Annotated in this window: 2 protein-coding genes; one reads left to right on the plus strand and one right to left on the minus strand. The window is 65.9% G+C overall.

Going from position 1 to position 2,492, the window contains the following annotated elements; all coding sequences use genetic code 11:
• Positions 1-318: IS66 family insertion sequence element accessory protein TnpB (gene tnpB, locus VGP39_RS00005; protein ID WP_327566061.1), on the plus strand; the 318-nt coding region annotated here is incomplete at its 5' end.
• A gap of 181 nt (positions 319-499) precedes the next feature.
• Here the strand turns inward: tnpB and tnpC are convergent.
• Complete coding sequence (gene tnpC / locus VGP39_RS00010) at positions 500-2,032, minus strand: IS66 family transposase (protein WP_327566062.1); 1,533 nt, start codon at positions 2,030-2,032, stop codon at positions 500-502.
• Positions 2,033-2,492 lie beyond the last annotated feature (460 nt).

The raw sequence follows: 2,492 nt of genomic DNA on the forward strand, positions 1-2,492 counted from the left end.
TACCTGGCCTGTGGTGCGACTGACATGCGCAAGGGGATGACAGGTCTTGCCATGCTCGTGCAGGAAGGGCTGGCACAGAACCCTTACGACGGCTCGCTGTATGCGTTTCGCGGACGCCGCGGCAACCTGGTCAAGCTGCTCTGGCATGATGGGATTGGATTGTGCGTGCTGAGCAAGAAGTTGGAACGCGGCTACTTCGTCTGGCCGATGACGGGCAGCGGCGCGGTTTCGCTGACGGTGGCGCAGCTGGCCACGCTGGTGGAAGGCTGCGAGTGGCGCGCGCCGGTACAGAGCCGCAGGCCTGAGCTGGCAGGCTGAGAAACGGCGATGCCGCCGAGGAATGTGATGCCGACGACGCGTCACGGTCGGCCATGATGCCAATGTGTCGATCGATCTCGATGCTCTCCCTGAAGACAACACAGCCCTGCAGCAGATGCTGCGCGACGCCGTCGGTACTGTCGCGCAGCGCGATGCGCGCAACCGTTCACATCCCCTGTCTTCAGGTGGCGGCCTTGGCGGGGATGCTGGGCAGGGATGACCCTTTCCGAGCGGCGGCGATGAGGTCGTGGCCATAGATCCAGGGATCGACGCCGCGCTTGCGGCAGGTGTCGATGACGCTGAGGCTGGCGGCGTAGAAGCGGCTGCCTTCATCGGTCCTGGTGCCGAAGCTGATGCGGCGCGCGATGACGGCATGCCGCAACGCCCGTTCGGCGTCGTTGTTCGTGGGCGACAGCAGCGGCTCGGCGACGAAGGCGATCACCGCCTCCCAATCGTTGAGGATTTCGCGCGCAAGAGCACGCACCTTCTGCTCGATCGCGTGCTCGTTGCATTGGCAGTTCCACTTGATGCGGGCCAGCAGGCGCTTGACAGCGGCGTCGTTGTCGCCGTCCCTGACCCGCTCGATCAGGCGGCGGAGGTCGCGAACCAGGTCCCGGCCGAAGGCGGAACCGGGTCCATAGTAGCCTTCGGCCAGCGCCATCGCCTTGCGGATCAGGTGCGCCAGGCAGCGCTGGCGGCGGGGATGGTCGCGGTAGGCCATGTAGCCGTCGGTCACCCACCAGCCGAGGAAGGCGTGGCCGACCAGCGCGACCAGGTCCTCCTTGCGGCGGCTGCCGATGCGATAGACGACCGTGTTCACGGTCACCGCCACCCACAGCCACACCATGACGCCGCTCTGGTACCAAGGGGTTTCGTCGAGATGCACGACCTCGGCAGCCCGCACCTCCGCGATCAGGTCCTCGGCCACCGGCTCGCTGGCGCGGCCGAACTCGTGGATGCAGCGGTTGATGGTCGCCACCCCCAGTTCCAGCCCCAGCCAGCCCAGCAGGAATTCCTGCACCTTCAGCCGCGAGAGGCGGAAGCGCAGCGCCAGCGCGGCAATGAAGATCGCCAGCGTCGGGCCGACCAGGCAGCGCTCGCTCAGTTGCAGGTCGCGCTTGCGCCCCTCGATCCGCGAGTGCAGCCCCACGCCAGGGCTGGCCACCGTCGCATGACCGCAGACGCAGCTGGCGGCGAAGTAGCGGTGCCTGGTGGCAATGACCTGGAGGCCCATCGCGCCTCGCTCGAGGTCGAAGACGTGGTGCGCGCTGACCTGCCGGCTTCGCCGTTCAGCGCCGAGCGCCGCCTGGCAGGCTTCGCACACCACCGGCACGTGCTCGATTTCCCGGCTCACCACGATCGGCTCGCGCCGCCAGTGCCCCGGCATGCCCAGCCGCTTGCCTGGCGGCTTCGCCGGCGCCTTGTCCTTGTCGGTCTTGTCTTGGGCCGCGCGGCCCGGCATGGCGGCGTCCTGGCCGGCGCCACCGTCACGCCCCTCGCCCACCGGACCCAGGCCGCCTCTCTGATCGCGCCGGTAGGGATCGTCGCTCGAAGGCGGTCGCGAACTGGTCGTCGAGTCCTCGCTCAACCGATTGGCCAGCGTCCGCGCCAGTTCGCGGAACCGCCACGCCAGATCTTCAAGCTCCTGCCGCGGCAAACCCGAAAGGTCTGCTCGTTCGAACTCGGTCAACTCCGGGATACGCAAACGCGGCATAGGGATCGTAGAATCCCGTTCGCTCGGTCAGGCAAGCCCTCAGTTCGCCGCCCCAGCGAGGGAAGCCAGCCCAGTCAGACGCCACGAGATCGGAGGGGGGGTGTGAACGACTGCGATCCGTTTGACTTCTACGATCTCGAACACTGGTTTGATTAAATACTAGGTCTCTGTGACCCTAAGAGGCTGTACGCAAATAAACCTCTTTGTGCGTCAGGGGTTTAGCGATCGGTCGCCGCTCGATCATTGCGTTCCAAAATATGTGCGGCAGGTCAGCGACGCTGGAAATGCTGGCGCAAGACATAGGCCCGACATGGGAGGACTGGGCGACGCCGCCTTCCGTATCGAGGTCAACACAAAAAGGCCCGGTTATTTCGCGTACAGCTTCTAACTCCACGCGGCATGGTCCGGTAACCATCACCGCCGAACGTGCTGCCGTGGAGCGGGTGCTCTGGCATGAACA

Origin of the sequence: Bradyrhizobium sp. (assembly GCF_036009065.1) — a bacterium.
In the GTDB taxonomy this organism is placed as follows: Bacteria; Pseudomonadota; Alphaproteobacteria; order Rhizobiales; family Xanthobacteraceae; genus Bradyrhizobium.